General features: G+C 71.6%; 23 protein-coding genes. 13 read left to right on the forward strand and 10 right to left on the reverse strand.

Annotated features, from left to right (window positions below; all coding sequences use genetic code 11):
* Positions 1–4 precede the first annotated feature (4 nt).
* On the reverse strand, positions 5–553 hold the full coding sequence (locus ACQEVZ_RS00220) for a DapH/DapD/GlmU-related protein (protein ID WP_433359534.1): 549 nt from the start codon (positions 551–553) through the stop codon (positions 5–7).
* Positions 543–1,490 (reverse strand): LysR family transcriptional regulator, encoded by a 948-nt coding sequence (locus ACQEVZ_RS00225; protein ID WP_433359537.1) that lies wholly within the window; start codon positions 1,488–1,490, stop codon positions 543–545. Before ACQEVZ_RS00225 ends, ACQEVZ_RS00220 begins: the two co-directional genes overlap by 11 nt.
* A gap of 96 nt (positions 1,491–1,586) precedes the next feature.
* Between ACQEVZ_RS00225 and ACQEVZ_RS00230 the strand changes: the two genes are divergently transcribed.
* The gene (locus ACQEVZ_RS00230) at positions 1,587–2,378 is read left to right on the forward strand and encodes a peptidoglycan DD-metalloendopeptidase family protein (RefSeq protein WP_363405998.1); all 792 of its coding nucleotides are present in this window, start codon (positions 1,587–1,589) and stop codon (positions 2,376–2,378) included.
* 116 nt (positions 2,379–2,494) lie between these two features.
* Here ACQEVZ_RS00230 and ACQEVZ_RS00235 read toward each other — a convergent pair whose 3' ends face one another.
* Positions 2,495–3,157, reverse strand: coding sequence for a tetratricopeptide repeat protein (locus tag ACQEVZ_RS00235; RefSeq protein WP_433359541.1), 663 nt, complete (start codon positions 3,155–3,157; stop codon positions 2,495–2,497).
* Between the two features lie 249 nt (positions 3,158–3,406).
* Here ACQEVZ_RS00235 and ACQEVZ_RS00240 point away from each other — a divergent pair, with 249 nt between their 5' ends.
* From ACQEVZ_RS00240 to ACQEVZ_RS00250, 3 genes are all read left to right on the forward strand, one after another.
* Positions 3,407–7,900, forward strand: a complete 4,494-nt coding sequence (locus ACQEVZ_RS00240; RefSeq protein ID WP_433359544.1) for an FtsK/SpoIIIE domain-containing protein — start codon at positions 3,407–3,409, stop codon at positions 7,898–7,900.
* 83 nt (positions 7,901–7,983) lie between these two features.
* On the forward strand, positions 7,984–8,364 hold the full coding sequence (locus ACQEVZ_RS00245; protein WP_433359547.1) for a hypothetical protein: 381 nt from the start codon (positions 7,984–7,986) through the stop codon (positions 8,362–8,364).
* A 161-nt stretch (positions 8,365–8,525) separates the two neighbouring features.
* Complete coding sequence (locus tag ACQEVZ_RS00250) at positions 8,526–9,962, forward strand: IS1380 family transposase (RefSeq protein WP_433359550.1); 1,437 nt, start codon at positions 8,526–8,528, stop codon at positions 9,960–9,962.
* A 174-nt stretch (positions 9,963–10,136) separates the two neighbouring features.
* On the opposite strand, the gene ACQEVZ_RS00255 is transcribed toward ACQEVZ_RS00250, so the two are convergent.
* Both ACQEVZ_RS00255 and ACQEVZ_RS00260 read right to left on the reverse strand, forming a co-directional pair.
* Positions 10,137–10,604: a hypothetical protein gene (locus tag ACQEVZ_RS00255; protein ID WP_433359553.1), complete on the reverse strand. Its 468-nt coding sequence runs from the start codon at positions 10,602–10,604 to the stop codon at positions 10,137–10,139.
* 13 nt (positions 10,605–10,617) lie between these two features.
* Positions 10,618–11,160, reverse strand: a complete 543-nt coding sequence (locus ACQEVZ_RS00260; protein ID WP_433359556.1) for a TetR family transcriptional regulator — start codon at positions 11,158–11,160, stop codon at positions 10,618–10,620.
* Positions 11,161–11,183: 23 nt separating this feature from the next.
* Between ACQEVZ_RS00260 and ACQEVZ_RS00265 the strand changes: the two genes are divergently transcribed.
* The 9 genes from ACQEVZ_RS00265 (at position 11,184) to ACQEVZ_RS00305 (ending at position 18,727) form a co-directional block, all read left to right on the forward strand.
* Positions 11,184–11,603, forward strand: coding sequence for an SRPBCC family protein (locus ACQEVZ_RS00265; protein ID WP_344514451.1), 420 nt, complete (start codon positions 11,184–11,186; stop codon positions 11,601–11,603).
* A 40-nt stretch (positions 11,604–11,643) separates the two neighbouring features.
* Entirely contained in the window at positions 11,644–12,390 is a 747-nt protein-coding gene (locus tag ACQEVZ_RS00270) for a phosphotransferase (RefSeq protein WP_433359559.1), read from the forward strand.
* An 86-nt stretch (positions 12,391–12,476) separates the two neighbouring features.
* Positions 12,477–12,701 (forward strand): hypothetical protein, encoded by a 225-nt coding sequence (locus ACQEVZ_RS00275; protein ID WP_433359562.1) that lies wholly within the window; start codon positions 12,477–12,479, stop codon positions 12,699–12,701.
* A 208-nt stretch (positions 12,702–12,909) separates the two neighbouring features.
* Positions 12,910–13,812, forward strand: a complete 903-nt coding sequence (locus ACQEVZ_RS00280; protein ID WP_433359565.1) for a hypothetical protein — start codon at positions 12,910–12,912, stop codon at positions 13,810–13,812.
* Between the two features lie 121 nt (positions 13,813–13,933).
* Positions 13,934–14,977, forward strand: coding sequence for a dipeptidase (locus ACQEVZ_RS00285; RefSeq protein ID WP_433359568.1), 1,044 nt, complete (start codon positions 13,934–13,936; stop codon positions 14,975–14,977).
* 31 nt (positions 14,978–15,008) lie between these two features.
* Complete coding sequence (locus ACQEVZ_RS00290; protein ID WP_433359571.1) at positions 15,009–16,622, forward strand: ABC transporter substrate-binding protein; 1,614 nt, start codon at positions 15,009–15,011, stop codon at positions 16,620–16,622.
* Positions 16,623–16,686: 64 nt separating this feature from the next.
* Positions 16,687–17,553: a hypothetical protein gene (locus tag ACQEVZ_RS00295; protein WP_433359574.1), complete on the forward strand. Its 867-nt coding sequence runs from the start codon at positions 16,687–16,689 to the stop codon at positions 17,551–17,553.
* A gap of 5 nt (positions 17,554–17,558) precedes the next feature.
* Entirely contained in the window at positions 17,559–17,762 is a 204-nt protein-coding gene (locus ACQEVZ_RS00300) for a tautomerase family protein (protein ID WP_190253310.1), read from the forward strand.
* Complete coding sequence (locus ACQEVZ_RS00305) at positions 17,759–18,727, forward strand: D-2-hydroxyacid dehydrogenase (RefSeq protein ID WP_433359577.1); 969 nt, start codon at positions 17,759–17,761, stop codon at positions 18,725–18,727. Before ACQEVZ_RS00300 ends, ACQEVZ_RS00305 begins: the two co-directional genes overlap by 4 nt.
* Before the next feature lie 118 nt (positions 18,728–18,845).
* On the opposite strand, the gene ACQEVZ_RS00310 is transcribed toward ACQEVZ_RS00305, so the two are convergent.
* From ACQEVZ_RS00310 to ACQEVZ_RS00330, 5 genes are all read right to left on the reverse strand, one after another.
* Positions 18,846–19,442 carry a hypothetical protein gene (locus ACQEVZ_RS00310; protein ID WP_433359580.1) on the reverse strand — a complete coding sequence of 199 codons (597 nt, stop codon included), beginning with the start codon at positions 19,440–19,442 and terminating at the stop codon, positions 18,846–18,848.
* 669 nt (positions 19,443–20,111) lie between these two features.
* A complete protein-coding gene (locus ACQEVZ_RS00315; RefSeq protein ID WP_433359583.1) occupies positions 20,112–22,289 on the reverse strand; it encodes a thiamine pyrophosphate-dependent enzyme in 2,178 nt (725 codons plus the stop codon).
* A gap of 16 nt (positions 22,290–22,305) precedes the next feature.
* Positions 22,306–23,220, reverse strand: coding sequence for an ABC transporter permease (locus ACQEVZ_RS00320; RefSeq protein ID WP_344512982.1), 915 nt, complete (start codon positions 23,218–23,220; stop codon positions 22,306–22,308).
* A complete protein-coding gene (nikB, locus tag ACQEVZ_RS00325) occupies positions 23,210–24,157 on the reverse strand; it encodes a nickel ABC transporter permease (protein ID WP_344512984.1) in 948 nt (315 codons plus the stop codon). Before nikB ends, ACQEVZ_RS00320 begins: the two co-directional genes overlap by 11 nt.
* A gap of 18 nt (positions 24,158–24,175) precedes the next feature.
* Entirely contained in the window at positions 24,176–24,709 is a 534-nt protein-coding gene (locus ACQEVZ_RS00330) for an Lrp/AsnC family transcriptional regulator (protein ID WP_344512985.1), read from the reverse strand.
* Between the last annotated feature and the right edge of the window lie 56 nt (positions 24,710–24,765).

Below are 24,765 nucleotides of genomic sequence, written 5' to 3' on the forward strand. Positions count from 1 at the left end.
CGCCTCAGCCCTGCCACTTCCGGCGCACGGTGGCCTTGGGGCCGGTCACCAGCGTCGCCGCCGGGACGTCGTCGGCCACGACGGCGCCCGCGGCGATGACGGCGTCGCGGCCGATGGTGACGCCGGGCAGGATCGTGGCGCCGGCGCCGATCCAGACGTTCTCGGCCACGTCGATCGGCGCGCCGGTGAGCCACTCCCGGCGCGGCGCGGGGTCGACGGGGTGGCCGACGGTGATGAACGTGGCCTTCGGGCCGATCATCACGCGCTCGCCGAGCCGGATGCCGGCGTAGTCGAGGAACGTGCAGTTCTGGTTGATGAACACCCGCTCCGCGAGCTCCAGGCGCAGGCCGTGGTCGGTGTAGAACGGCGGGTAGATCGTCACCTTCGTGGGCAGCGGCCGGCCGAGGATCTGTTCGAGGAGCTCCGCCTTGCCCCGCTCGTCGTCGAACGGCAGGACGTTCAGGCGGGAGGTGAGCTCGGTGACCCGCAGCACCCGCTCGGACATCGCCTGGAACTCCGCGCTGCGGATGCGCATGAGCAGGTCATCGGGCATGTGGTGGTCCTTCCACGGTCCATGACGGTCGCCAGAGCGGCGCGGCGGGCTTCGGCAGGGTGTCGAGGTGCGAGACGATCCCGCGGAGCCCCGGGTGCGGGTTGGTCCGCGGCAGGATGAGCGAGATCGGGTAGACGATCGCGGGGTCCACGATGGGGATGCGGCGCAGGTCGTGGCCGGTCGGCCAGATGTACCGGTCGCGCGAGCCGACGAGTGTGGCGACGTCCGCGGACCCGGCGAGGACGTCCAGGAGGACCTCGTCGCCGAAGTGCGGTCCCGCCGCGTCCAGGCGCAGGTCGAAGGCGGTGGTCAGCTGGTCGTAGAAGTCGGCCCACTCGCTGCGCGGCGCGATGCCCGGCACCCAGATCCGGTGCCCGCGCAGCTGTTCCGGCGTCAGCTCCCGTGCGGCGGCGAGCGGGTGCCGCGGCCCGGTGAGCAGCTCCAGCGGCGAGTCGAACGCGTGGATCATCCGTAGCTCGTGCGGCAGCGCGCCGGGCTCGGTGACGGTCCGGAACGAGGCGTCCACGTCACCGGCCGCGACGGCGGCGGCCGCCGTCCGCGGGTCGTCGACCCGCAGCGTCACCACGTCGAGGTTCGTGCCGGGGTGCGACCGCCAGTACTCGTGCAGCGCCACCGCCTGCGCGCTGCGCAGCCCGAGGACGTCGATCCGCAGCGCCCGGAAGCCGGGTCTGACGGCGGTGACGGCCCGCTCGACCGCCGTGACGATCCCCCGGGCGTGCGGCAGGAACGCCTGCCCGTCGGGCGTCAGCTCCACGCCGCGGGCGGTGCGGTTGAACAGCCGCACGCCCAGCTCCCGCTCCAGCGCGGCGATCCGCTTCGAGACCGCCTGCTGCGTCACCCCCAGCTCGAGCGCCGCATGGCGCAGCTGCCCGAGCTCGGCCGCCCGGACGAACGACCGCAGCCCCTCCGTGTCCACCGGTACACCGTAAACACGTACAACCGATGGTTGTGGCTCATGTCTTGCCGAAACCTTTAGGTGTATTCATAGATATCTGACGATATCGTGTGGCGCATGGTGAATCTGCGTCCGTCCCGGCGCGCAATGATCCGCGCCTTCACCGTCATGGTGGGTGCCGCCGCCGCGGTCGTCCCGGTGACCGCCGCGCTCGCGGCGCCCACGTTCAAGGTCCCGTTCCCGTGCGGCCAGGTGTGGTCGGGTCAGACCCGCTCCGACCACAGCCCCGCCAACGCCATCGACTTCAACCGCGCCAACGACGACGGCGACCCCGTCGTGGCCAGCGCGTCCGGCACCGTCGACCGGGTGACCGACCTCGGCAACACCAGCTACGGCAAGTACGTGCGGATCGACCACGGTGGCGGGTACACCACCTACTACGCCCACCTGAGCCGCTTCAACGTGTCCGTCGGCCAGACCGTCCGCTACGGCCAGGTCATCGGCTACGTCGGCACGACCGGCGGCTCGACCGGACCCCACCTGCACTACGAGCAGCGCTCCGGCGGCACCGCCGTGAAGATCAAGTTCAACGGCACGCAGGCGCTGTACTGGGGCACGAAGAACTACACCAGCGACAACGGGTGCCCGTCCGGCTCCGCGAACGGCACGGTGAACACCTCCGGCACGCCGCTGACCGTGCGGTCCGGCCCCGGCACGAACTACGCCCCCGTCGACACGGTCGCCGACGGCGCCGCCGTGACGATCGGCTGCCAGACGACGGGCACGACGGTCGACGGCACGTACGGCACCAGCAACATCTGGGACCGGATCGGCTCCGGCCGGTTCATCGCCGACGCCTACGTCCTCACCGGCTACGACGGCTTCATCCCAGGCGTGCCACGCTGCTGACCGCCGCGCGGCGGTCCCGGTGCGGGTCCCGTCCTGGCGCAGGTCGGGACCCGCGTGAGCGCCTGCGGATGGTCACGGGTAGCGATGCGGGCCGTCAGGCTACGCGGATCCGCCCGTCAGAGCTGCGCTCGGGCCTGCTCGATGTGGCGGACGATGGCGTGGGCGCCGTTGGCGTCAGCGAGGGCGTGCGCCTCGTCGAGAGTGGCGAGCGCGTCCTCGCGTCGGTCCTGGGCGGCGGCGATGTAGGCCAGCCCGATCATGTTGGAGGCCACGCCCGGCAGGGCCCCGATCTCGCGGCGCAGGCGGGAGGACTCCTCCAGCCGCTCGCGTGCCTCGTCCAGCCGGCCGGCCCGGTGCGCCGCGATGCCCAGGTGCCGCAGCGCCTCCGACCAGGTCGGCTTGTCGCCGGTCCGCTCCGCCAGCAGGCGGGACCGCTCCAGGAGCGGCACCGCGACCTCGTCGTCATGCCGGATGAACTGGTGCACGCAACCGACCCAGAACAGCGCCTCGGCCTCGCCGCGGGTGTCCCCCAGCGTCCGGTACAGCTCGAGCGCCCGCTCGAACAGCCGCAGCTCGGCGGGGTCCTCGGTCGGCGACGCACCGGTGTCGGCGGCGGCGTTCTGAAATCGCGCGTGCAGGATCAGGCCGCGCGCCAGCGCCGTGTCGGCCTCGACCGCGTCCAGTCCTCGTTCGGCGCCGTCCAGCCCGCCCGGGTCGCCGCCGTACACCGCCCGCGCGTAGCCGTCCCTGGCCCGTTCGATCCGTTCGTCGCCGCTCATCGCCGCCCCCGTCGCCGTCGCCCCTGTCCTGCCGGCTCCGGCAGTCTCGGCCTGTTCGGCAACGCAGTCAACGGTTCAGGTCGGCGGCGAGACCGGCGACCGCCCGCGGACATGTTCGACTGGCGGCCGCACCTCGGTTGAACACGGCCGCGGCGCAACGAACGGCGGCCCGGACTGACCGGAGGACCGTTGCGCGCGGTGGAGATCGTCGAGTTTCCTCAGCGCAACGGTTCTGGAGGGGGCAAACGCGTGCGGTTCCCGGTCACGGTGATGTTGTCCGGTTCGGCGCACGAGCTGCACGCGGAGGTGCAGCCGGACGCGCGGGTCGAGGACCTGGCCCGGGCCCTGGCGGCGCACTTCGCGACGCCCGGCGAGGTCGGGGTGGCGACGGCCGCCGGCCCCCTCGACGCCGACGCGTCGCTGGTGGATGCGGGTGTACGAGCCGGCGCCGTCCTGCACGTGACCCTCGGCACCGGTCCGGGCGCGGCCGCGCCGGCGACCGGGCAGGCCGGCGGCCGGCGGCTGCGGGTGGTCGCCGGGCCCGACGCCGGGGTGGTGTTCGCGCTGCCCGGCACGGGCACCGTCACGATCGGGCGGACCGCCGACAACGACGTGCAGCTGACCGGCACCGGGATCAGCCGCCGACACGCCGCGCTGCGGGTCGGGCCCGGCGGGGTCGAGGTGTCCGACACCGGCTCGTCCAACGGCACCACCCTCGACGGGGCCCGGCTCACCGCCCCCGCCCGGCTCGTCCCGGGCACGGTGCTGCGGATCGGCCGCGACGAGCTCGTCCTTGACCTCCTTCCGGCCGACGCCCCGGCGGCCGACGCGCCGGGCGCGGCGCGGCCCCTGCCGGACGGCACGCTGCGGGTGACCCGGCCGCACCGGTTCGTGCCGGCCGCACCGGTGCTCACCGTCGACCTGCCGCGCCGCCCCGACGAGCGCCGCGGCGGGACCGCCGCCGTCGGCATCGGCGCCGCGGGCGGGCTCGTCCTCGGCGTGGTCGCGTTCCTCGTGTGGCACAACGCGATGTTCCTGCTGTTCTCCGGCGTGAGCACCGTGACGCTGCTGGCCACCGGCGCCTGGACGTGGTGGCGCGGGCGCAGCGACAGCCGGCGGGAGCAGCAGCGGTTCCGCACCGCCAGCGACGACCGGCAGGCCGAGCTGACCGCGCTGCTCGCCGAGGAGCGGCAGCGACTGCTGGAGCAGTCGCCGGACGTCGCCGGCACCGTCCTGCTCGCCCAGCACCACGACGCGCGGCTGTGGCAGCGCCGGCCGACCCACGACGACTTCCTGCGGCTGCGCATCGGCGTGGCCGACCAGCCGAGCCAGATCACGGTCCGCGACCCGTCCGCCTCCCCGGACGCGCCACCGGTGCAGCAGCCGGTGCAGCCGCAGGTGCCGGTCCTCGCCGACCTCGGCACGGCCGGCACCGTCGGGATCGCCGGCCCGCGCGCGCAGGCCCGCGCCCTGGCCCGGTGGCTGATGCTGCAGGCGGTCGTGCAGAGCGGCCCCGCCGACCTCAGCGTCGCCGTGCTGACCAGGGCCGGCGACGCAGCCGACGACACGGGCGCCGCCGCCTGGGACTGGGTGCGGTGGCTGCCGCACGCCCGCCCCGACACCGGTCCGCTCGCCCGCGTCGGCGTGGACACCGCGACGCTCACCCATCAGGTGGAGACCCTGGCGGCGGTCGTCGCCGCCCGGCGCCGCCCCGACGCGCAGCCGCGCCGGTTCGGGCACAACTGGCTCGTCGTCGTCGACAACCTGCCCGAGTTCGACGTGCCGGGGCTCGCCGACGTCCTCGCCCACGGCCCGGACGCCGGCGTGTTCATCGTCGCGGTGGGGCAGCTGCCGTACCGCTGCCCGATCACCGTCGACTTCACCGACGCCGCACGGGTCCGGCTGCGCCGCATGCACCAGCCGGACCTCGACGGGGTCGTCGCCGACCAGGTCAGCGCCGTCGCCGCGGAGCGGGCCGGGCGGGCGCTCGCGCCGCTGCGCGACCCGGAGACCCAGCACGCCGGCGGCGGCATGCCGGCCGAGGTGGCGCTGCTCGACCTCGCCGACACGGCCGACCTCGACGCCCGGTGGCGGCGCCGGCCACGGCAGACCCGGGTCGCGATCGGCCGCACCGGCGACGGGCCGCTCAACGTCGACATCGCCGCACACGGGCCACACCTGCTCGTCGCCGGCGCGACCGGCTGGGGCAAGTCCGCGTTCCTGCAGAGCCTCATCGGCGCGCTCGCCCTCGCCAACCGCCCCGACGAGCTCGGGTTCGTCCTCGTCGACTTCAAGGGCGGCGCGGCGTTCGCGGCGTTCGCCGACCTGCCGCACACCGTCGGCAGCATCAGCAACCTCGACGGCCGGCAGGTGATGCGGGCGCTGGACTCGCTCGCCGGTGAGCTCGACCGGCGGCAGCGGTACCTCGCGGCGGCCGGGGTGGAGAAGCTGGAGCTGTACCAGCAGCGCGCCGACGCCGGCACCCTGCCGCCCGGCTGCCCGCCGCGGCTGCCGCGGCTGCTGGTCGTCATCGACGAGTTCGCGATGCTCAAGGAGCAGCTGCCGGCGGAGATCCTGACCCGGCTGGTGCACGTCGCGACCGTCGGCCGGTCCCTCGGCCTGCACCTGGTCATCGGCACGCAGACGCCGCGCGGGGTGGTGCCGGCGGAGATCCGGCCCAACATCAACCTGCAGGTCGCGCTGCACCTGCCGGCCGAGCACTCCCTCGACGTCATCGGCCGGCCCGACGCCAGCACCCTGACCGGGAAGGGCCAGGCGTACCTGCGCCGCGGCGAGGACACCGACCTGGTGCTGTTCCAGTCCGCGTTCCTCGGCGGCGGCACCCGCCGCGCGCCCGACGAACGGGTCCGGCTGATCCGCTCGCCGTGGCCGCGCCTGGGATACCCGCCGGCCGACGCCGCACGCAGCGCCGCCCGCGACGTGGACGTGCTCGTCGACGCGGTCCGCGCGGCGGCGGCCGCCGCCGGGGTGAGCGGACCGGAGCGGCCATGGCTGGACGAGCTGCCGGCGGCGCTGCCGCTGTCCTCGGTGCCCCTGTCCGCACCGTCCGGCCTGGTGTTCGGGCGGGAGGACCAGCCGGAGCTGCGCGCCCAGCCCGCCGCCGTCTGGGACCTGCACGAGGGCACCAACCTGCTCGTCGCGGGCCGCCCCCGGTCCGGCCGGAGCACCTCCCTGCGGACCGTGGCGGCAGCGGCCCTTCGTACCGGCGAAATCCACATCTATGTGATGGACTGCGGCGGCACCCTGGGCGACCTCGCGGCCCTGCCGCACTGCGGCGCGGTCGTGGACGCCGACCAGCTGGACCGCGGCGCGCGGCTGCTGGCCCGCCTCGAGGCGCTGATCCGCGAGCGGGAGCGCGGCGGCGGCCCCCGCACGCTGCTGCTGGTCGACGACTGGGACACGTGGCTGCAGACGTTCGGCGAGGTCGACCACGGCACCCTGTACGACGCGCTGGTCCGCATCGCCCGCAAGGGCCCGGCCGTCGGCGTGCACGTCGCGGTCGCCGGCAGCGGCGCGCTGCTGACGTCGGGCCGCTTCCGGGCGCTGACCGAGTCGTCACGGGACCTCCTCGCGCTGCCGTTCGCACCCGGCGACCACGCGCTGCTCGGCATCCCGGCGACCGCCGTGCCCGGCGACCAGCGCCCCGGGCAGGCGATCCGGCTCACCGGCCGGCACCGCATCGTCCAGGTCGCCGTCGCCGACCCCGGTGTCACCGCCGCCGCGGTCACCGTCCGCCCGTGGCGGGTCGACGAGCTGCCGGACCAGATCAGCGTCGCCTCGGCCGCGACCCTGCCCCGTGACTCCTCCCCGTCCTGGATCCCGGCCGGCGCCGGCGGCGCCTCCCCGTCCTGGGTCCCGGCCGGCGTCGGCGGTGACGACCTGCACCTGCTCGGCGTCGACCTGACCGCCGAGGGTCCCGGCTTCTACGTCACCGGCGAACGGCGCAGCGGGCGCAGCACCGCCCTGCTCGGCATCGCCCTGGACCTGCTGTCACGCGGCACGCAGGTCGTGATCCTCGCGCCGGTGCGGACCTCACCGTTGCACGCGCTGTCCGGTGTACCGGGAGTCGCCGCCATCCTGGGCGTCCGGCAGCCCTCCGTCCGCCAGGCGCAACTGGCCCTCGCCGCCGCCGGCACCACCGGGTGCGTCGTCCTCGTCGACGACGCCGAGCACCTGCTGCGCGGCGACGCGGGCGCTGTCCTGCGCGAGTTCCTCCTCGAAACGGACCCCGCGCACCTCGGGATGGTCGTCGCGGCCGCCGTCGACGACCTGGCCGCACCACCGCCGGGCAGCTTCGCTGCGGAGGCCGGCCGCTCCGGAGCGGGCCTGCTGCTGGGCCCGCGCCAGCCGCGCGCCCACCTGTTCAACACCGTGGTGAAGATCCCGCAGGCGTACGTGACCGCCGACCCACCCGGCCGCGGCGTGCTGATCCGCCCGCGCGGCATGGCCCCCGTGCAGGTCCCCTACGCGACCACCGACGACGTGGCGGCACTGGTCGCGGCCCGCCCGCGGCGGGTGCCGCAGCTGCTGGGCATCACCGACGCCCTGGCCGGCCCGGCCCCCACGACCGTCCCCCGCCTCCGCTCGATCGTGGCGGAGCTGCTGGCCGCCGGCTTCGACGCTTTGGAACCGGCCGCGGCCACCCAGGCCCTCGAACTGGCCGGCGCCGGCTTCACCGGCTCCCCCACCGAACTCCTCGCAAAGGTCCGCCCCTTCAGCTGACTCGATCGACTGAGACGGTCGTGCAGGTCGGGAGGTCCGAAACGCCCTGTCGTTGCGGCAGGCCTGATGGTTTGATCTCACCCATGCACATGCGGAAGATCATCATCACCACCACCGTCGCAGTAGTGACGGTGGTCCTCACTGGTGGCTGCACGTCGTCGAACGCTGCCGACGAGACCTGCGCCAAGGCACGAAGCACGATCAAGCACTACACAACGGATGCACCCGAGTTCAAGGCAGTCACCGAACAGATCGAGAAGGCATACAACGGCGCGGTCGATCCCGACGCGCAGGAGGCCGCGCAGGCGGCCTACGAAACGGCATTCAGCAACGCATTGCGGTCGGTCGCAGACGACGCGAAGGAACCGGAACTCAAGGCAGCAATCACCACCGCTGCGGACGCTTACAGCACAGGCAAACCCGATGTAAAGAACCTTCAGAACATTCTCGCACTGTGCGCTTAGTCGAACTCAGGGCAACCGTCACCGCGATCGACACGCCTTAGCCCTGATCCACCGACGAATTGATGTGACCGTGATGGGCCGGGCGCGACGATGCCCTCGCGAGCTGGAAAGATAGAGGTTCTTGAGGCTTCCATCGTCCGGTTCGAGAGGGCACCGTCGAGGTGAGAATATCGCACGGCGCGACGCGGGTGCGCGCATCGTTTGATGATCCGAATCTGGTGTCGTGCGCTGGTGTGGAGCCGGTGATGACCCTCGCCCAGCGGTGTGACCTGCACGGCATCGTGGCTGCTCGGCTGCGTGTGCCAACGGACAAGGGGTCCAACGCGGCGGGGAAGGTCGCTGCGATCGTGGCGGGCATGGTGACCGGTGCGGACTCGATCGACGATCTGGACGTGTTGCGTCACGGTGGGATGCCGCTGCTGTTCGACGGGGTGTATGCGCCCTCGACGCTGGGGTCGTTCCTGCGGACGTTCACCCATGGCCACGTCCGGCAGTTGCAGGCAGCGTCGCGGCAGTTCCTGGTCCGGATGGCCGGACAGGCCCGGTTGCTGCCCAGCGCCGGCGCGGTCACGTTCGTCGACGTCGACTCGCTGCTGCGCAGGGTGTACGGCAAGCAGAAGCAGGGCGCCGGGTTCGGTCACGCCAAGGTCGGCGGCTACCAGGTGCTGCTGCGTGGCCTGAACCCCCTGGTGGCCACGATCAGCACCCCGGACGCGGCGCCGGTGATCGCCGCGACCCAGCTGCGCGCCGGCAACGCCGGCTCAGCCCGCGGAGCGGCATCGCTGATCGCCGAGGCCGTCGCCACCACCAAAGCGGTCCTGGCAGCCCAAGCAGCCCAACCCGCCACCGCCGCGACGACAGCCGCAACGGTGGCGGCTGAGATCATGGTCCGTGCGGACTCGGCGTTCTACTCCCGCACGGTGATCACCGCCTGCCGCCGGGCCAGGGTGCGGTTCTCCGTCACGGTCCGCATCGACGCCAAGGTCCGCGCGGCGATCACCGCGATCGACGAGGACGCCTGGACCGAGATCCGCTACCCGCAACCGGTCTGGGATGAGGACCAGCAGCGGTTCATCTCCCGCGCACAGATCGCCGAGACCACCTACACCGCGTTCGAAGGCACCCGCCACGAAGTCACCGCCCGGCTCATCGCGCGTCGCGTCCCAGACCTGAACAAGTCCACAGTGGATGGTCAAGGTGAGCTGTTCACCGTGTGGCGGTACCACGCCGCGTTCACCGACAGCCCCTACGTGCTCGTCCAGGCCGAAGCCCAGCACCGCGGCCACGCCATCATCGAACAGGTCTTCGCCGAACTCATCGACGGACCCCTCGCCCATCTACCCTCCGGCCGGTTCACCGCCAACAACGCCTGGCTGACCTGCATCGCCATCGCCCACAACCTCACCCGCACCGCCGCCACCCTGGCCGGACGACCCCACGCCACAGCCCGCGCCGCCACCATCCGCCGACACCTGATCAACGTCGCCGGCCGGATCAGCCGACACGCCCGCGAGGTCACCATCCACCTACCGCAACACTGGCCCTGGCAACACAACTGGCTACGACTGTTCACCACCGCGCACGCCCCACCCACCTGACCATCCACACAGGACAGTCACTCGCAGCCGACGCCGGCCACCCCACAACGACAGACCCCACCGAGACACGGAGCGCACCGGCAACCCGGCCGGTCACCCCCACGCGCCCGACCAACACCCAAGATCATGAACTCAGACCAGCCGAGCATCGAAACCTCATCGGTGGATCAGGGCTTAGATGTGGATGAGGATCTGGCGGACCGGGTGGCCGAGGATCCGTGCGAGATCGGCGAGCTCGGCCGGGCTGACCTCGTGGTCGACGCGGGCCGGGTTGGCGACGGCGATCTCGAACCTTGCGAAGCCGCACGGCCAGTCGAAGTCCAGCGTGTCGAGCGCCGTCCGGGCGTGGCAGCACGGCACGGTCACCGTCAGGTCGTCGAACTCGGCCTCGGCCTCCTCCAGCAGGTCGGCGTACCAGTCGACGGGGATGTCGCCGCCGCACCGGGGGCAGGTGATCCGCTCGAGGTTCTCGCCGGCGTCGACCGCGGTGATCCGGTCGTAGAACTCCACGGTGATGTCCTGCTGCACGCCGTCGGGATCCGGGAACATCCGGCGGACGTACGCCTCCGCTTCGGCCGCGGCTTCGGCGGTCGGCTGCCAGGTGGCGTCCGTCGGGATCACCGAGGCGTAGAAGTCGCTCACGCCCGATACCCGATCACTGCTTCGGGTCGGCGGCGAGCTGGACGAAGAGGGCGTAGGCGGCGTCGACCTCGGCCGGGTCCTCGCCGGCGACGAGGTCGACGAGCAGGCCGCGGGTGACGGCGACGCCCAACCGTAGCGACGCCCGGTCGGTCTCGATGCCGAGGCGTTCGCCGGCCTTCTCCGCGTCGTCGAGCCAGGTCGCGGTGAGGCCGTCAGGTCCCGGTGCGCCGCCGCGGGTGGTGAGCGCGAGCACCTCGAAGAAGAGCCGCACGAACGGGCGGACCTCGGGGCTCGACACGGCCTGCCACACGCCGGTCATCAGCTCGGCCGGGGTCGCCGCGGTCTCGGCGAGGGCGGCCATCGTGGCGCGCTGCTGGGCCTCCATCGCGCCGACGACGGCCGCGAGCAGTCCCTCCCGGGAGCCGAAGTGGTACAGCAGCATCCGGTGGCTGGTGCCGACGCCGGTCGCGATCTCCCGCAGGCTGCGGTCGGCCAGCCCGTCGCGGGCCGCGAACTCGAGGACGCGGGCGAGCAGATCGTCACGGGACTCAGACATGTACCAGATGGTACAGTGGCCGCATGCGCTACGAGGAATTCACCCGAATTGACGCGCCGGTCGACCTGATGTGGCGCCTGACCACCGAGGTCGAGGACTGGCCGAAGTTCCTGCCGACCGTGCAGCGGCTGGAGCGGCTCGACGGCGGCGAGCTGCGGGTCGGCAGCACCGCCCGGATCAAGCAGCCGGCGCAGAGCAGCGCGGTCTGGACCGTGACCCGGCTCGAGCCGGAGCGCGAGTTCACCTGGGAGACCAGCCGCAAGGGGCTGCGCCTGACCGGCCGCCACCTGCTGGAGCCGGCCGGCTCGGGCACCCGGATGGGACTCGTCATCGAGACCGACGGCCCGCTGTCCGGCGTCATGGCGGTGCTCGGCGGGTTGATGCGGTCGTCGCTGCGCCAGGAGGCGGCAGGCTTCACGCGCCAGGCCGCCGCCGTCCGCTGAATCCCAATTGCGTGGCGACGTCCGGGGTCCTCGCCCGAAGATGGCAGTCGTGGACCGTATCGAGGTGGTCATCGCCCATCACGAGCGCGCGACGCTGCGCGTCGGTGACGTGTTCCTGAAGGTCGACACCGATCAGGCACGCGTCGACGTCGAGGTCGAGGCGATGACCCTTGCGCCCGTCCCGACGCCGGAGGTCCTGTGGCGCAGGCCGCCCGTGCTCGCGCTCGCCGCCCTCCCAGGGTTGGCGCTCGGCCGTCTCGGCGAGCCGTCGACCGCGTCGCCGGCGGCGTGGGCCGCGGCGGGCGCCACCGTGCGGAAGCTGCACGACGCGCCCCTGCCACCCTGGCCCGGCCGCACCGCCGACGCCATCGCCGCGGACCTCGACACCGAATGCACGTTGCTCATCGCGAACGACGTCCTCCCCACCGACCTCGTCACCCGCAACCGCCAGGTCGCCGAGGCCGCGCTCCGCCCGTGGACACCCGCGTTCACCCACGGCGACCTGCACATCTCCCACGTCTTCGTCGACGGCGACGAGGTCACCGGCGTGCTCGACTGGTCCGAGGCGAGCCGGGGCGACGCCATGTTCGACCTCGCCAGCCTGACGCTCGGCCACGAGGAGCACCTCGACGACGTCATCGCCGGCTACGGCCCCGGCGCCGACCTCGACGCGATCCGCGCGTGGTGGTCGCTGCGCAGCCTGCTCGCCGTCCGCTGGCTGGTCGAGCACGGCTTCGACCCGTCCAAACCGGGCTGCGAGATCGACGTGCTCCGCGCCCGCATGTGATGCCCATGGGCGCTCGGCAGCGCCGGCTGTCGGCCGGCCCGGGCGATCCCGACGGGTGGCCTGCGGCTCCGTCAGGCTGTCGGGTCGTGCTTGAAGGCGACCGTCACGGCGGGCACCGCGGCGCGGTCGGCACCAGCCTGGTCGACTTCCTCGGCACCTGGGTCGGCGAGCTCGGCGCCGAGGAGTTGCTCGACTTCTGCCGCCGTGCCGGCCTGCGGCCGCCGATGCCGGAGGCCGAATGCGAAGCGGCTCTCAACGACTACCCGGACCCGCAGCAGGTGTTCGACTTCTTCCTACACACGTCTTCCTGAACGCCCTCCGCCGTTGCGGGGGTGACCGCGACGGCCTGCTGCAGCAGACCAGTCGAGTCGAGAGCCCGTCCCGAGCCACCCACCGGCCGGGTCCAAGAGGTGTCGATCTTCCTGGATAGGGGCCTGCTCGCCGAGGCGACGCTTCGGGTGGAAGGCCAGGACCTGCTGCTCATCGCCGGCGGTAGGACAGCACCCAGAGGACGTGGTCGTGCTGTCGCTGCTGTCGCTGCTGTCGTTGTCCATCGAGCAGGCGTTGCATTCGCGGCCTGGCATGTCCAGGCCGGTGGTGATTGTGCGGATCGACGGCGTCGACGTCAGCCACGCCGAAGACAACGACGGCCCGGGGCCGTGGAACGCGCTGGTGCCGCTGAACCGTTTCGTGGCGACCGGCGAGTTCACGACCACGACGGTCGCGTGCTGCCCGAGTTGCGGCCCGGACCGCTTTGCCGTCGAGGCGCGCATCCGCCGTGAGGGCGACACGGTCCGCTGGGAGTGGGGCCGGCGAGGCGCGCGTTGGGAGGGCGAGCGGCGCACGACGCTGTCCGATGCCGGGGCTTATGACGCCGAGGTGGCCCGCATCGGCGCCGATCACAGCTGGGAGAGTGCGGCGCACCGGGCCGGGCGGCTCATTCTCGCAGGCCTCGCCCTGCCGCCGGGGGTCGAGGGCGTCAAGGTCTACACGACCGACGCCGGCGAGCTCGAGATCCAGCTCGAGCAGCCGGACGAGTACCAGATCTGGGTGCACGCCCCCTGGGACACGGAGCGCCCCGACGAGAGCGCCGCCGCGGCGCGGGCGATGCTCGCCGGACCCGCCGCCGACTGGCCCGCGCCGCCAAGATCACTGACACCTGACGCTCGATCTCGGGCCGGCCGCGCTCGGCCTGGGCGCGTGACGCGCCGGCGCGGGCTCCGTGTCGCCGCGGCGTTCACCGAACGCGCCACCGCCGTCCGCAGACCCGTCACACACGCTGAACTGCTGGTCACCTGGCCTGTCGCTCGACACGCGCACCTCTTCGCCGGGCAGGTGCGCTTCGGCCGGCGCCGGGCTTCCACGAGGCACGGTGGTCCCGATTTGGGCGTTATCAGCACCGGCATCCGAGACGCAACATAGTGATGACCGCCAAAGTGACGAAATTCGTCGCTTGGAAGCTCGTTTATGACGAGTTCGTAAGATCTATGGACAGGAAACTGGCGTTGCTCGTAGAGTCGGGCATCTTCCGCTGATCCTGGAGATGACGTTGAACATTGCCGCCCAGGAAAGTCCCGCTCTTTCCGCGACCGAACTGCACGCCGCGGCCACCGTCGTGGAAGGCAGCACGGTCATCGAGCTGTCCGAAGCCCACCTCGACCGCATCCGCCGTGGTGGTGTCACCGCCGTCAACCACACCGTGACCAGGCCCTACGCGGACACCGTCACCGCGCTGCGGGAGGTCAACCAGTGCCGCCGCTGGATCGACGCGCACGCCGACCGGGCGCTGCTCGCCACGAGCGTCGCCGACATCGAGCGGGCCAAGGCCGAGGGCAAGGAGGCGGTGATCCTCGGGCCCCAGGACACCGAGATGATCGGGGTCGACCTCGACCTGCTCGGCACGTTCTACGACCTCGGCGTGCGCATCCTCCAGCTGACCTACCAGCGGCAGAACCTGCTCGGCGCCGGCTGCGGGGAGAGCGTCGACCCCGGCCTGACGCACAAGGGCCGCATCTTCGTCGAGGCGATGAACGAGATCGGCATCGTCGTCGACGTTTCGCACTGCGGGCAGCGCACCGGGCTCGACGCCATGGAGGTGTCCAGCACTCCCGTCGTCGTCACCCACTCGTTCTGCGACGCGATCTCGCCCCACATCCGGGCGAAGGACGACGCCTTCCTGCGCACCCTCGGCCAGCAGGGCGGCGTCATCGGCATCACCACCCTCTCGGGGTTCCTGTACTACCCGGACGCGCCGACCCGGCGTCCGGACCTGACCCGCTTCGTGGAGCACCTCAGCCACGTCGTGGAGGTCGCGGGCATCGACCACGTCGCGATCGCCACCGACTACGACGAGACGCTCACCGAGGCGATGCGTGCCGAGCAGCTCAAGGACAAGGAGTTCAAGAGCCTGCTCGGCGACTGGAAGTGGGAGGAGCGGCGGGCGATCGGCATGGACGACGCCGCCGACTTCCCGAACTTCACCGAGGCGCTCCTGGCCGGAGGTTTCTCTCCGGCCGACGTGACGAAGGTCCTCGGCGGCAACTGGCTGCGGGTGTTTGGGGAGGCATGGAGCCCGGCCGGCCGGTAGGCGCGAGTTGAGAGATCAGCCAAGGAGACCCATGAGAACGCATTTCATGACCAGAGTGCTGGCGGTGGGCGTCATTGCGGCGCTCGTGGCCGGTTGCTCCGGCGGCGAGCCCCCGAACAGTGACAACGGCGCCAGCACCAATGACGGCCTGACCAAGAACATCCGCCTGGAGGACGAGTCGCAGCCCTCCGGCACGCCGAAGGCCGGCGGCCGGCTGCGGATCATGATCCGGCTGGACGCGAACGAGCTCGACCCCCACAAGATGTCCGAGACCTCGGCCTTCGTCATCAACGAGCAGATCTACGAGTCGCTCGTGGAGTCCTACCGCGGCGAGATCAAGCCCTCCATCGCCGAGTCGTGGGAGCAGAGCGCCGACGGGCTCACCCTGACGTTCAAGCTGCGCGACAACGCGTACTTCCACAGCGGGCGCAAGGTCACGTCGGCCGACGTGAAGTACTCGATCGAGCGGATCAAGAACCCGGCGACCCGCGCCCCGCGCGCCCGCAGCTATGAGGGCATCAGCGCGGTCGAGACGCCCGACGAGCGCACGGCCGTGCTCAAGCTCAGCAAGCCCAACGCGGCCATCCTGACCCTGCTGTCCACCGCCGCCTCGTCCATCGTGGACAAGACGGTGGTCGACGAGAAGGGCGGGCTCAACACCGCCGTCGACGGCGGCAGCGGCCCGTTCAAGATCGCGACGCGGACGGCCGGGCAGACCATCAAGCTCGACAAGCACACGCAGTACTGGCAGTCCGGCCTGCCGTACCTCGACGGCATGGACTTCACGTTCAACCCGGACGACAACGCCCGCGCCGCCGCGGTGCGCAGCGGCACCGTCGACTTCCTCTGGCGGCCCGCGCCGGAGTTCATCGACGCGCTGAAGAAGGACGAGAAGCTCAAGTGGTACGGCGGGTCCGGCTCGCTGTCGCTGCACCTGCGGCTCAACACGTCCAAAGCGCCGTACGACAACGTGAAGGTCCGCCAGGCGATCTTCTACGCGCTCGACCGGCAGGAGATCCTCAACGTCGCCAACTCCGGCTTCGGCACCGCGCTCAATGCGGGCTACCTGCCGCCGGACCGCTACGGCGCGCTCACCACCCCGGTCTACGGCAAGGCGGACATCGACAAGGCCAAGCAGCTGCTCACCGAGGCGGGCTTCCCGAACGGCTTCGAGGCCAAGCTCATGGTCATCGCCACCTCGGCGTTCCAGGTGCGCTCGGCCGAGGTCGAGCAGCAGCAGCTGGCGAAGATCGGCATCAAGGTGACCATCGAGTCGGTCGAGTCGACGATCGCCGACACGAAGACCAAGTCGGGCGAGTTCGACATGTACCAGTCCGGCTTCGGCCTCACCTACGACCCGGACGAGCGGTTCAGCGCCAGCTTCCTCAAGGGCGGCGGCCTGAACTACGGCAACTGGAGCGACCCCGAGTACGAGGCGCTCATCGTCCAGGCCCGCTCCGAGCTCGACAAGGACAAGCGCTCGGCGCTCTACCAGCAGGCCGAGAAGATCCTGGCCGAGCGCGGCCCGGTCGCGATGACGTTCCTCAACGCCGACTTCGACGTCGTGCAGAAGGACGTCATGGGCTACCGGGGCGACCCGACCCCGACGTACCGCTTCTACCGCAGCCTCTGGCTCAACCGATGACCCTCCGGAGGGGCGCCCGGGTGTGGGCGCCCCTCCGGAGCACCTCGCAACGAAAGGCACCGGCATGGAAGACCTCCCGCTGAGCCACCGCTACATCATCGCCGCCCGGCTCAAGGGCTACCTCAACAAGCACGCCGAGTCCGTCGCCCTGCTCACCGAGGCCCTCGAACTGGAGCCGGGCGACCCTCGCCTGCTGCGCTTCCGCGGCCACCGGCGGATCTCCGTCCGCGACTACGCCGGCGCGATCGAGGACCTGCGGGCCGCCGCGGACCGTCTCGGCGACGTCGAGGACGAGTACGAGATGTACCAGCCCGAGGTCGAGAAGGACGTCGTCAGCCTGATCCTCGGCCGGCCCGAGGCGGTGCGGCCGCAGCACCTCACCGACACGATGGCGGCCGCCGACCCGGGCGCGCTGGCGCGGTACAACACCACCCTGCACACGTCGGTCTGGTACCACCTGGGCGTGGCCCAGTACCTCGACGGCGACCTCGAGGGCTGCCTGGAAAGCTTCCACAACGCCGAGCGCTGCGCCCGCCACCAGGAGGGGATCGTCGCGTCGCAGGATTGGCAGTACATGGCGCTGCGCCGGCTCGGCCGGGCCGACGACGCCGACGCCGTCCTGGACCGGTTCCGCGGCATCGCCGTCGTCGACGAGGACCACCTGGTCGGCTACGAGGGCCGGATGCGCCTCTACACCGGCGAGCTGACCCCCGAGCAGCTGTGGGCGATGTGCGACGGCGACAGCCTCAAGACCGTGACCCAGGGCTATGGCCTGGGCAACTGGCACTACTACAACGGCGACGTCGCCCGGGCCCGCGAGGTCTTCGACGGCGTCCTGAAGACCGGCGTCACGCACGCCTTCGCCTATCTGGCGGTCACGTCCGAGTACTCCCGCAACCCCGACTTCGCAACGGCGACGAAGGAGCACTGAGCATCATGGCGATCATCCGGGCCGAGATCGGCCACCGCGACCAGGAGACCAAAGAGGCGATCATCGCCGAGCTGACCGACGTCCTGGTCAAGTACGGCTCGCCGCGGGAGAACACCCACGTCCTGCTGTACGAGGTCTCCTACGACAACTGGGCCAAGGGCGGCGTGACGTACAACAACCGGAAGAAGAAGGCCCAGGAGGGCTCGTGACCGGCCCGCACGCACTGCTCACCCCGAACCTCGCCGAGCTCGTCCCCGGCCTGTCGGCCGACTACCCGGACTGCAGGTTCACGGCGATCCCCGACGACGGCACGGTCCGCGACGAGTGGCTCGACGCCGAGATCATCCTGCGCAGCGCGATGAACGAGGACACGTTCGAGGAGCTGCTGAGCAAATGCGAGCGGCTGCGCTGGGTCCAGATCACCGCCGCCGGCTTCGACTGGGTCGGCGGCACCGTCTGGCAGCGCCGCCTCGACGAGGGCCTCGTCTACACCCGCTCACCGAACTCCTACAACGTGCCGATCGCCGAGTACGTCATCGGCGCCATGCTCATGCACGGCCGGGCGTTCCCGGCGCTGCGCGAGGCCCAGCTGCGGCACGAATGGATCCGCCTCGTCGGCAAGGACGTCATCGGCAGCACGACGCTGGTGTTCGGCACGGGCGGGATCGGCTCCGAGGTGGCGTGGCGCGCGAGCGCCCTGGGCTCCACCGTGATCGGTGTCAACCGCACGGGCTCCCCCGTCGACGGCTTCGCACGGGTGGTGGCCTTCGGCGACCATTTCGCGCTCCTGCCCGAGGCGGATGCCGTGGTACTGGCGATGCCGCTCACCACGGAGAACCGGTACTTCTTCGGAGCGGAACACTTCGCGGCCATGCGGCCGGACACGGTGCTGGTCAACGTCGGCCGCGGCGCGCTGGTCGTCGAGGACGCGCTCGTCGAGGCGATGCACGCCGGCCGGATCGGCGGCGCCGTGCTCGACGTCTTCGAGGAGGAGCCGCTGCCGGCGGAGCACCGGCTGTGGGACCTGCCGAACACGACGATCACCCCGCACACGTCGTTCCGGGGCTCGGGCAACCTGCGGCGCCTCGGCGCCGACTTCCGTGCCAACCTCGACCGGTACCTGTCCGGCGAGCCCCTCGCCGGCACGCACCGCCAGCCGGACCTCGGCTACTGACAGACCGCACGACCGACGACGACGGCCCGGCTTCACTCCACCGAAGCCGGGCCGCCGTCTCTTGGGCGCCCCTCCGCACCCAAGGCAAGCCAACGGCCGGCGACGGGTGACGGAGGGGCTAAAGGGCAGTGCCGTGGGGGTGCCGCGGCGCGTAGTGGGCCCCCAGTACGGCCTTGACCTGTTCGCGTTGCAGCGGCGCCAGTGCGAGGAGCAGTTCGCCGGTGGCCCAGAGGATCGGGACCTCGTCCCGGACCCACGGGTGTGCAGGCGGGCCTTCCACCGTCCAGCCAGCCATCGCCTCGACGTCGTCGGAGCGCAGGCACAGCAGCGCGGACAGGAGTTCGAGTGCCCTTTGGCCCAACACGCCGCCACCCATCGCCCGGGCAATGGTGCTCTGCGCCGAACTCGTCCCGTACGCCATCGACTTGCGGGTGAGGCTCCGCAGTTCCATCAGCCGAGTGAAGACCGCCCCGAACGTCAGTGCTGGCAACGCTGGCAGTTCGACCGGGGCAGTTGGCCCGCTCAACCTGGGCAACGAACGGGCGTGATCGCGCATGGCCTCTGCCGTGGCGATGTCCAGCCGGTTCCACAGCAGGGACTCGACCGTCGCCGCTGTACCCGGATCGGCCGGAACGAACTCAGCCGGTACCGCTCCACCGGCGATCGCCAGCAGATCGACCGGGCGCATCTGCAGCACCGGCGCCAAGGAGAGCATCTGCTCTTCCGGCGGTGCCGCGACTCCACGATGAGCACACAGACGCCCCAACGGAGTCCCCGTCACCTCAGCCACCAGTCACCCCCGTCGTCGGTGAGAAGTACAGCAGCAAGGTACAGCAACGCACCCACCGAGCCGGACCAAGCCAACGCTGAAACCCCTGTGTAGCAACGAATCCGGTTTCACGGAACCGCACTGCCGCGACTCCGTAGGTTCAGGGCCGGATTCGAGGGCTTCCCAAACGCAGCCGTGAGTGCCTCGAAGCCGCATCGCGCTGGTCCGGCACCGCCGCACTCACCGAAGCGTCCGAGACGCTCCGCGCAGAACAACACCGCTGACCGTCGAGCACTAACCTCGCAATCTGGCCGAGCAGTGCCAGAGTCAGCTGCAGCTGCCGTACCTCGACCCCGTTCCGCTCGACGCGCTGCATCTGACCATGCCGAAACTGGCGTGGGAGGACGAGATCAGCCCCGCGGAGGTGGAAGCGGTGATCGGGCGAGCAACGCAGCTGTGCGCGTCCCTGCCCTCGTTCACGCTGACGGCCGGACCACTTGCAGGCTCACCGGGTGCCGTCCGCCTGAGTGTGAGGCCGTGGGAGCAAATGAGGAACGAACTCAACCGACGAAGGCCGCCCGCGGCCGCCCCGACGCCCGTGCGGGCGGCGGCGGGTCAGGCGAGCAGGGTACGGGCGGCGGCCAGGATGTCGGCCTCGCCGAGCAGGACCTGGTCGGCGGCCGGGCCCAGCGGGACGTAGCTGTCGACGCTGTTGACCCGGGCCATCCGGCCGGCGAAGCCGGCGTCGACCAGGGCCGCGACGACCGCCTCGGAGACGCCGCCGCTCGCTCGGGTCTCGTCGACGACGAGGACCCGGTCCACACCGGCGAGCGCGGCGGACAGGGCCGCAGCCGGCAGCGGCGCCAGCCACTGCAGGTCCACCACGCGCGTCTCGACGCCCTCGCCGGCCAGGACGCCGGCCACGCGCAGGCTCATCGGCACGCCGTTGCCGAACGTGACCACCGCCAGGTCGCCGCCGTCGCGGACGGTCCGGACCGCGCCGAGCGGCGCCTCGGCCCAGTCCTGCGGGGCCGCATACGGGGCGAGCCAGCCGCCGTCGCCCTCGGTGTGCAGGTCGCGGGTGTGATAGAGGGCGATCGGCTCCAGCAGCACGCACACCCGTCCCTCCGCCTCGGCCAGGGCGAGGCACTGGCGCAGCAGGGCGGGTGCGGTGGCGGGGTGCGACGCGACGGCGAACGCGAGGCCGGGGATGTCGCGCAGCACGGCGACCGAGTTGTCGTTGTGGAAGTGGCCGCCGAAGCCCTTCTGGTACGCCAGGCCGGCGATACGCACGACCATGCCGTTCTGGTACTGACCGGCGGAGAAGAACCGTAGCGACGCGGCCTCGCCCCGCAGTTGGTCCTCGGCGTTGTGCAGGTAGGCGAGGTACTGGATCTCGGGGATGGGCAGGGCGCCGGCCAGTGCGCCGCCGAGCGCCAGCCCGAGGATCGACTGCTCGTCCAGCAAGGTGTCGAAGACTCGGCCGGCGCCGAACGCCTTGCGCAGCCCGCGGGTGGCGCCGTAGACGCCGCCCTTGCGGGCTACGTCCTCGCCGAAGACCTGGGCGCCCGGGTGGGTCAGCAGGGCGTCGTGCAGGGCGGCGTTGATCGACTGGGCGAGGGTGAGCGGACCGCGCTCCTCCGGCAGCTTCCCGCCGAAGGCCGGTGCACGGTCGGCGCCGGCGCGGGCGGCGGCCGCGGTGACGGCAGCGGGACGGCGGGCGGTCAGCGGCGCCGTGACGGCGTCCGGCGACGCGAGCCGCTCGACCGCGCCGACCAGATGCCGAGCCTCGTCCATGACGAGCTTGCGGGCGTGCTCGTAGCGGGCCAGGCTCTCGGCCGGGCTCAGGATGCCACGGCGGGCCAGCGTCGCGGCGGTGGCGAGGATCGGGTCGCGGGCGTAGTCGGCGAGGATCTCCGCCCGGCTGCGGTAGGCCAGCTCGGCGTCGGAGCCGGCGTGGCCCATGAACCGCACGGTGCCCAGGTGCAACACCACCGGCCGGCGCTCGGCGCGGACCCGCCGCGCGGCGTCGGCCGCGACGGCCAGCAGGTGGGCGGGGTCGGTGCCGTCGGCGTGGACGTAGTCGATGCCGGGCAGCGACGACAGGGCGCGCCGGACCCAGCCGTGCGGCGATCGGGTGCTGATGCCGATGCCGTTGTCCTCGCAGACGAGCAGCAGCGGCAGCGGCAGGCCCTGGTGGGCGCTGTAGCCGGCGGCGTTGAGCGCGCCGGCGGCGGTGGAGTGGTTCAGCGATGCGTCGCCGAAGCTGCAGACGACAACGGCGTCGTCGGGGTACACCGAGCCGGCACCCCGGCCGAGGTTGAAGGCAAGACCCATCGCGCGCGGCAGGTGCGAGGCGATCGTCGAGGTCTGCGGGATGATGTTCAGCGCGCGGTGGCCGAACACCTTGTGCCGGCCGCCGGAGATCGGGTCGTGCCGGGACGCCGCCGCCGAGTGCAGCACGTCGCTGATCGGGGTGGCGCCGGGCACCTGGCCGGCGCGGGCCGCGTAGAACCCGCCGGAGCGGTAGTGCAGCAGCGCCGGGTCGCTCGGGCGCAGGGCGAGGGCCACGGCGGCGTTGCTCTCGTGGCCGCTGGAGCCGATCGTGTAGAAGCCTTCCTTCTGGGCCTGCAGCCAGCGCAGCGCGAGGTCCAGGTGACGGGCCTGGACCTGGGCCTCCCAGTACTCCAGCAGGACCGAGCGGTCGACCTCGGTGACGTCAAAAGTGCCGGTGGGCGCTCCGGACGACCATTCGGTGAGCCGGCGGACGACGTGCTCGTCGATGGATTCCACGACGGAGGGCTCCAGTTCAGCGGTTGGTGCGGCCGCGCAGCCGCGGGTCGAGGACGTCGCGGAGGGTGTCGCCGAGCAGGTTGAACCCGAGCACCGCGATCATGATGCACACGCCCGGCACGACCGACGGCCAGATCGACAGCTCCATGAAGGCCTTGCCGTTGGCCAGCATCGAGCCCCAGGACGGCGCCGGCGGCTGGACGCCGAGGCCGAGATAGCCCAGCGACGCCTCGATGAGGATGGCGTAGGCGATGCTCGTGGTGAACTGCACGGCGATCGGCGCGATCGAGTTGGGCAGCACGTACTTGAAGATGAGGCGGGCGTTGCTGAGCCCGGCGGCCTGCCCGGACTCGACGAACGGCTCGCGCCGCACCGACATCGCCGTGCCCCGCACGATCCGGGCGAAGCTGGGGATGAACACCAGCACCAGGGCGAGGATCAGGTTCTCGGTGCCGGGCCCGCGGGCGGCCACGACGGCGAGGGCGAGCAGCAGGGTCGGGAAGGCGAACATGATGTCGGTGACCGGGGTGATGATCGCGTCGAGGATTCCCCGGTAGAAGCCGGCGAGCAGGCCGAGCAGCACGCCGATGACGGCGGCGCAGCCGACCACCACGAGGCCCACGGCGAGCGAGGTGCGCGCGCCGTAGAGGGCCCGGCTGAGCAGGTCGCGGCCGGCCTCGTCGGCGCCGAGCAGGAAGGTCCCGCCGGGCGTGGCGAGCCGCTGGTTGGACATCGCGGTCGGGTCGTAGGGCGCGATGACCGGGGCGAGGGCCGCGGCCGCGGCCATGAGCAGGACGAGGGTGAGCCCCACGGCGCCGATCTTGTCGCGGGTGAGCTGCCGCAGCAGCGCGCCGCCGCGCCCGCCGACCGTGCGCAGCCGGCCGAGCCGCCGCGCCTGTACCTCCGTGACGGTGTCGACTTCAGTGACCACTGCGCAGCCTCGGATCCAGGTAGGTGTAGACGAGGTCGACCAGGTAGTTGACCAGGACGTAGAAGAACGCGAGGAAGAGCAGGGTGCCCTGGACGACCGGGTAGTCGCGCTGGCTGATCCCGCGGATGACCATCGTGCCCAGGCCGGGCCAGGCGAAGACCTGCTCGACGATGACGGTGCCGCCGAGCAGCGCGCCGAGCTCGATGCCGAGCACGGTCACGACCGGGATGAGCGAGTTGCGCAGGGCGTGGCGGACCAGGATGACGCGCTCGGCCAGTCCCTTGGCGCGGGCGGTGCGCACGTAGTCCTGGTTGAGCACCTCCAGCATGCTGGAGCGGGTCATCCGCATGTTGATCGCGGCGAGGCTGGCGCCCAGGGTGACGGCGGGGAGCACCAGGTATTTCAGGTTGTCGAGCAGCCCGCCGCCCTCGCTGGCGCCCTGTGAGGGCAGCCAGCCGAGGGAGACGGAGAAGACGTAGACGAGCAGGATGCCCAGCCAGAAGTTGGGCACCGACAGGCCGATGAGCGACGCCACGCGGGCGAAGGCGTCGAGCGGGCCGTTGCGGCGGGTGGCGCTGAGGATCCCCATCGGGATCGACAGCAGGATGGCGACGAGCAACGCGGAGACGGCCAGCAGCAGGGTCGACGGGAGTCGCTGCAGGATCTCGTCGAGCACCGGCTGGCCGGTGCGCATGGAGGTGCCGAGGTCACCGCGCAGCAGGTCGCCGAACCAGGTGAAGAACTGTTCGTGCACGGGCATGTCGAGCCCGAAGTAGCGGCGCATCTCCGCCTCGACCTCGGGGTCACCGAAGTCCTGTCCCATGATGGAGCTGATCACGTCACCCGGGATCATGCGGATGACCAGGAACGAGATGACTGAGATCCCGAGCAGGACGGGGATGACCGTCAGCGAGCGGATCAGCGTGATGCGCAGCATGGTGTGCTCTCCTGCCGGTCAGTGCTCGTAACCGGATAACCCGGGTTCGGCGCCCTCGTCCCAGCCGGGCTCCAGCTCGTCGTCGGCGCCGGCGAGGTCACGCGCCCATTCGTGGGCCCGCTTGGCGACCCGCAGCACCATCACCGACCGGCTCTCCATGACGCCCTCCAGGTGGCCCAGGCGCTCGGTCCAGAACCGGCGCATGGTGTTGGTGGAGGCGAAGTAGCCGACGGCGATGATGTCGAACTGGCCGGTCACGTGGTAGACGTAGGCCATCTCGGGCATGCCGGCGAGCTTGTCGATGAGCTGCTCGGTGGCGCCTGGGGCGCTCTGGATCTCGAAGAGCGTGTGCACCGGGCGGCCCATGAAGGGTGCGCTGGGGATCGCGGAGAACTGCAGCTTGCCCTCGGCGAGCAGGCGGTCGATCCGGCGCCGCACCGAACCCTCGGAGAGCCCGACCTTGGCCGCCAGTGCGACGTTGGTCTGTCTCGGGTCCTGCACGAGCTCCCGGATGATCGCGCGATCCTTCACGATCGAGCTCTTGGATGTCATCGGCTCCAACTCTCAATCGACGTAATTCGTCGCTCGCCGGAGCCTAGACGACGAAG

Source organism: Dactylosporangium sp. CA-152071, from assembly GCF_050936335.1.
Taxonomy (GTDB): Bacteria; Actinomycetota; Actinomycetes; order Mycobacteriales; family Micromonosporaceae; genus Dactylosporangium; species Dactylosporangium maewongense.

What these genes read in the sequence shown, in the direction of transcription:
- ACQEVZ_RS00230 (WP_363405998.1), top strand. Translation starts at nt 1,587, where the DNA reads ATGGTGAATCTGCGTCCGTCCCGGCGCGCAATGATCCGCGCCTTCACC.
- nikB (WP_344512984.1), bottom strand. Translation starts at nt 24,157, where the DNA reads ATGCTGCGCATCACGCTGATCCGCTCGCTGACGGTCATCCCCGTCCTG.
- ACQEVZ_RS00295 (WP_433359574.1), top strand. Translation starts at nt 16,687, where the DNA reads ATGGAAGACCTCCCGCTGAGCCACCGCTACATCATCGCCGCCCGGCTC.
- ACQEVZ_RS00310 (WP_433359580.1), bottom strand. Translation starts at nt 19,442, where the DNA reads ATGCTCTCCTTGGCGCCGGTGCTGCAGATGCGCCCGGTCGATCTGCTG.
- ACQEVZ_RS00285 (WP_433359568.1), top strand. Translation starts at nt 13,934, where the DNA reads ATGACGTTGAACATTGCCGCCCAGGAAAGTCCCGCTCTTTCCGCGACC.
- ACQEVZ_RS00290 (WP_433359571.1), top strand. Translation starts at nt 15,009, where the DNA reads ATGAGAACGCATTTCATGACCAGAGTGCTGGCGGTGGGCGTCATTGCG.
- ACQEVZ_RS00245 (WP_433359547.1), top strand. Translation starts at nt 7,984, where the DNA reads ATGCACATGCGGAAGATCATCATCACCACCACCGTCGCAGTAGTGACG.
- ACQEVZ_RS00220 (WP_433359534.1), bottom strand. Translation starts at nt 553, where the DNA reads ATGCCCGATGACCTGCTCATGCGCATCCGCAGCGCGGAGTTCCAGGCG.
- ACQEVZ_RS00270 (WP_433359559.1), top strand. Translation starts at nt 11,644, where the DNA reads ATGGCAGTCGTGGACCGTATCGAGGTGGTCATCGCCCATCACGAGCGC.
- ACQEVZ_RS00265 (WP_344514451.1), top strand. Translation starts at nt 11,184, where the DNA reads ATGCGCTACGAGGAATTCACCCGAATTGACGCGCCGGTCGACCTGATG.
- ACQEVZ_RS00300 (WP_190253310.1), top strand. Translation starts at nt 17,559, where the DNA reads ATGGCGATCATCCGGGCCGAGATCGGCCACCGCGACCAGGAGACCAAA.
- ACQEVZ_RS00235 (WP_433359541.1), bottom strand. Translation starts at nt 3,157, where the DNA reads ATGAGCGGCGACGAACGGATCGAACGGGCCAGGGACGGCTACGCGCGG.
- ACQEVZ_RS00260 (WP_433359556.1), bottom strand. Translation starts at nt 11,160, where the DNA reads ATGTCTGAGTCCCGTGACGATCTGCTCGCCCGCGTCCTCGAGTTCGCG.
- ACQEVZ_RS00330 (WP_344512985.1), bottom strand. Translation starts at nt 24,709, where the DNA reads ATGACATCCAAGAGCTCGATCGTGAAGGATCGCGCGATCATCCGGGAG.